Below are 4,675 nucleotides of genomic sequence, written 5' to 3'. Positions count from 1 at the left end.
AAGGAAACCACTAAGGCTGTAGAATTCAAAAATTATGAAACTAAAGAAATAATTTTTTAGTACCTAACAAAATAGAGATTCGAATCACTTTAAATCCAGAAATAGTCAATAAATAAGAAAGCAATACTAAGAAGTGATAAGAAGTTTCATAGTACTGCAATCACACAATTTCCATAAGAAATGCATACAGGAATTGGCAGACGCGCACGACTCAAAATCGTGTTCCTTCTGGAGTGTCGGTTCGACCCCGACCACCGATATCGAAAAATAGCTAAAAATGCTTATAAATCAAGCTTTGCACTATATGTGCAGAGCTTTTTTATTTTTTATCACACACTACATATTTACCACTAATAATGTGCGGAGGTAGTGTGCAATGGCTCAAAAGCGAAGAACTTTATTAACCGAAGACGAAATCAAATTAGCAACAAAATCTTTTTTTGTAACCTCAGACGAAGAAGCTTACAAATTATTTTTTGATGATTGTAAGCTTAGAAATTTACGACCTCATACCATGAAATATTACCGAGAGCAGTTTCAAGCAATCAAAATGAATTTAGTTAATATGACGGAGCAAGACATTAAAAACTTAATTCTGAATATGCAGCAGTCAGGTTTAAAAATAACGTCTATCAATTCAAGATTGCGATCTTTACGGAGTTTTTACAACTTTCTCCATAAGAATAAACACATTTAAAAAAATCCAATGGCTAATATAAAGCTTTTGAAAGAGCGCAAACTGGCAGTAAATTCTTTGTCTAAAGACCAATTACAATTATTGTTTTTACTCTGTGACAAAAAAACATTCGTTGGCTTGAGAGATTACACAATCTTAATGCTATTCGTAGATACTGGCATTAGATTAAATGAATTGGCTGGCATTGAAGTTTCGGACGTTAAGGAAAGCACTATTTTGATACGGCAAACTAAAACATACTTTGAAAGATTGTTTCCGATTAGCCAAAAAATGAAAGAACAACTTGATATTTATATTAAAATACGAGGAAAAGCAGATACTGAAGCATTATTTATCAATCAAGATGGAGGAGCTTTGAAACCTAGGAGCATACAAAATAGGATAGAACATTACGCTAAATTATCTGGAATTGAAGGAGTCCGTGTAAGCTGTCACACTCTAAGACATACTCACGCTAGGTTGTTTATCCAAAATGGTGGGTCAGCATTCCATTTACACTCGACTTTAGGGCATACTTCAATGGAAATTACAAAACGCTATGTAAATTTATTCGCTACCGATATTGCAGAAAGCCATAAGAAATTCACACCATTAAACAATTTAATTTGAAAACAAGCGCAAATAGTAGTTTAGAAAGCAAATTTGCCATGTTAGTATAACAAAGTTATATCAAATAAAAGAAACTTGCTCCGAAAGTTTAGCGTCCAACGAGCAAGTTTCCCAATAGCACTGACTTCATTGTAGCATAAAATGCTCGATGTAGTACCAAAGGAGCCAATTTTAAATGAACGGAATAATTAAAAGTAGAAAAACTTCCGACTACGCACAAATTCATAACAAAGCTTTACAAGAACTCATTGATATTAGGTCAATCGGATTAATATCACATTTAATGTCATTGCCGGAAAGCTGGTCAATCAAGAAAATGGCGCTTTATAATAAATTCGGCAGAGGTCCAATTTCAAATGCGATCAAAGAGCTAGAAGCAAAGAAATATTGGGTCACTATTCAATATCGAGATAGTAAAAAGACATTGTATTATTATAACGTCAGTGATGTAGCTTTTGACGACAGTGAAGTTTTAAACATGATCGAAGAGATAAATGAAGGTGGATATAAAATACTCGATATAAGCGAAAGCTTCACGCACTTGCTTTCAAGTGGCGAAAATCCACAACTCAACTCAGAAGATGCTTCTTCTGTTAGCTTTTCAATTGATGGTGCTCAACAATTGTCGGTCAACAATTCACCATCAACAGTTGAAAATCGACAACTATTAAATAAAAGTAAAGAAACAAAATAATATTAAAGAAATATTGTTAATTAACAAGGAATTAACACCAGGTGAATTTAAGATACATTTAACTAATTTTTGTAATGAATTTTATTCGGAATTTGCACCTAGTAGATGGAATAAGCAGCAGTGGAGTACGCTGATAATGCCTTTATTACTGAAACAATCGAGGAGGGAAGGTACATTAATGTATCAGCAGACCATTTAAAAGGTTATGCTTATCAAACATTGAAGACGTATCTTATAAATTTGATTTAAAAAACGGGAGAATAGAGTCTCCGATAGTGTCTAATCATAACAAAACTATACCGTTTTATAACTGGCTCGAAGATAAGGCTGACTGAAGAAATACCTTTTAAGTATCACTGATGATCAGCTTTGACATGAAACGGGGTCACCTATATACAACCTATTAGGTATTAATTAATTGTCAAAGCTGACATATTTAGATCGTTTTATGATGAAAAGGGCCAATATACTAATCACGATAATAAAAAGATTCTTCAAGTTGAACTTGTGAGACTTGTGATAAAATGAAGATAATAAGTTGCTGGAGGAACATCATGGAGATAATTAAAGATGCTTTGCCCTTACTAGGTGTTATTGTCGGTGGATTAATCACATTTTTAGTTCAAAACAATAGTATCCGAAAAAATCAAAGGTTTGAACGTGAAAAATTACAGAAGGATGAATTAAATAAGAAAGACGAAAAAAAGTTTCAGGTTTTTAATGAGATTCTTCATTTAAACACTAAACTACGAGTGCAAACACATGATATGCGTTATGGTCCTGAACTAGATGAAAAAAAGTACGTGGAGCATATTCGTCCCTTATTATATGAGATCTATCATTTATTGAGCGAAGAAATCATTAATGAAGTCGAAAAAATAGAAGATGTTTTTGACAGGCAATACGCTTTGGAAGAAGAAGCAGAAGACGATGCTGAACTCTTAGGTCAAACCTACAGGAAAATCATTTTTCTGATTAAACAAGAGTTTAAAGCACATCGTGAAGCAGAACTAAATAAATAAAACGCCCTCGAAAGGACGCCTTGTTTAAATTAAAGATTGATAGTTTTCGAATTTATCACATTCTGGACATAGTATATCAAAATTAATGTCTTTTTTATTTCCTTCTGTAGTCACTACGAACCCAGTTTCAACTGGGTTTAATGCTAAAGCAGTTTTAGATTCAATTGTTATATTTAAATTTGAATCTGAATATAAAGACCCAATTACATTTATCTCTTTGCTACAATTTTTACAGTAGATTTTTGTATGAAATTCGCTCATGCTATCACCTCCTAAATACCTATTTGACAGATGGTTACATTTTCCTGCAAATAAAAAACCATCAGCTATCAAAAGCTGACGTTTTGTGATGTATTAAAGTTCTTAAAACGTAATCAAGTCCTTCATACATAGGCAATTTTTTTTATAAAAAGAAAATACAACAAATTATTCCATACTTAAAATTTAAGACAAGGGTAAATATATTGTTATATAAGAAAGGAGGGTTGGTCTAGGTGAAAAAAGGTCATTGAGCAAACCACGAAAGAGAAAACTTTGATTGTTGGCAAGCTATGTGTAGTTCTTGCCTTGGAAATTGGTATGGCCCACATCGTCCAAACAGTCAAATGGCCGCTGCAGATGCAACAGCTCACGATGCTGCTATCCATCATTCAGAACATAATGCTGGAACGGTTCATTCATGTGCTTTTCCTCCAAGTTAATAGTTGAAACATTAAATCAGATATGAGCCAATGAAAAGGTATTATTTCATTGGCATCCCCTTTCCCTTTCTAATCGCTCTTGAAGTATTGCTAAATCTTCATTAAGCTTTTCTGTATGTTCAAAAAAGTACACTTACCAGCGGGGGGCGTTTCGGTTTCTCGAAGTGTACTCCAAGTCGTTCCCCATTTTGATAAATTCAATCGCTAACGATTTCTTGTAAATTAATTTGAAATTGCTTTTCATTTTCTCAATTCGTCAATGACAATAGCAATATTAGGTCAAAATACCTTTTTACAAAAGAAAAACCGTTCACTATCTATTGGAAACAGGTAATCGTCTTAATAAAGTGCTTAATTTAATGGTTGAAGACATTGATCTTAATAATGGGATGGTTATATTAACTACTACAAAAAATAGGAAAGCGCAGTATAATCCCATTAGCGTGCATTTAATTAAAGTTCTTACAGAGTACATTAGAATGTACGGCTTAAAAAAAGATGAATTTCTGTTCATGAACGAGTTAGGTGAACAGATAACAAGAACTCAATGCAACATGCTATAGCCCGTTACAACAAGAAAAGAGGGGTAGAAAAAACTTCTATTCATGCTTTCCGCCATACATTTGTAAAGCATTATTTAACAAGTGGAGGAGACGCATTTTAGCTACAAAGATTATTAGGACACTCAACATTGGCTATTACTTAGAACTATGTAAATTTGTATTCAGAGGACTTAAAGTAAGGTTTTGATAAACATAGTATTTTAGCAAAATATACAGATAGCAAACGTATGAAGAGGGGAAGGAAATAATCCTTTAGTTCGATACAGAAAAATCCCGAAAATGCCAGGTTTTATGTATTAATGTGCGCATAGGGGTTTTCGTTCGGATATTGTGTTCCATTAGAATTACCCCCACCCCCTTTAATAATTATGGTATTATTTTCTAAATAT

The 4,675-nt window shown here is 33.2% G+C and carries 7 protein-coding genes; 6 read left to right on the top strand and 1 reads right to left on the bottom strand.

Annotation, left to right across the window (positions count from 1 at the left end; genetic code table 11):
• Positions 1–376 precede the first annotated feature (376 nt).
• The 4 genes from V7127_RS25395 to V7127_RS25380 all read left to right on the top strand — a co-directional run bounded on the left by V7127_RS25395 (position 377) and on the right by V7127_RS25380 (position 3,022).
• Positions 377–697, top strand: coding sequence for a site-specific integrase (locus tag V7127_RS25395; protein WP_335490947.1), 321 nt, complete (start codon positions 377–379; stop codon positions 695–697).
• A gap of 9 nt (positions 698–706) precedes the next feature.
• A complete protein-coding gene (locus tag V7127_RS25390) occupies positions 707–1,306 on the top strand; it encodes a tyrosine-type recombinase/integrase (protein ID WP_335490945.1) in 600 nt (199 codons plus the stop codon).
• A 175-nt stretch (positions 1,307–1,481) separates the two neighbouring features.
• A complete protein-coding gene (locus V7127_RS25385) occupies positions 1,482–2,000 on the top strand; it encodes a hypothetical protein (protein ID WP_335490942.1) in 519 nt (172 codons plus the stop codon).
• Between the two features lie 554 nt (positions 2,001–2,554).
• The gene (locus tag V7127_RS25380) at positions 2,555–3,022 is read left to right on the top strand and encodes a hypothetical protein (protein ID WP_335490939.1); all 468 of its coding nucleotides are present in this window, start codon (positions 2,555–2,557) and stop codon (positions 3,020–3,022) included.
• A gap of 24 nt (positions 3,023–3,046) precedes the next feature.
• On the opposite strand, the gene V7127_RS25375 is transcribed toward V7127_RS25380, so the two are convergent.
• Positions 3,047–3,283 carry a hypothetical protein gene (locus tag V7127_RS25375; RefSeq protein ID WP_335490936.1) on the bottom strand — a complete coding sequence of 79 codons (237 nt, stop codon included), beginning with the start codon at positions 3,281–3,283 and terminating at the stop codon, positions 3,047–3,049.
• Between the two features lie 290 nt (positions 3,284–3,573).
• On the opposite strand from V7127_RS25375, the gene V7127_RS25370 reads away from it, so the two are divergent.
• Positions 3,574–3,723, top strand: coding sequence for a hypothetical protein (locus tag V7127_RS25370; RefSeq protein ID WP_335490934.1), 150 nt, complete (start codon positions 3,574–3,576; stop codon positions 3,721–3,723).
• Between the two features lie 284 nt (positions 3,724–4,007).
• Entirely contained in the window at positions 4,008–4,286 is a 279-nt protein-coding gene (locus tag V7127_RS25980) for a tyrosine-type recombinase/integrase (protein WP_438824067.1), read from the top strand.
• Positions 4,287–4,675 lie beyond the last annotated feature (389 nt).

The organism is Bacillus sp. JJ1773, assembly GCF_036962035.1.
Taxonomy (GTDB): Bacteria; Bacillota; Bacilli; order Bacillales; family Cytobacillaceae; genus Cytobacillus.
Note: the sequence above shows the minus strand (reverse complement) of the source record. Positions and strands in the feature narration are given on the sequence as shown.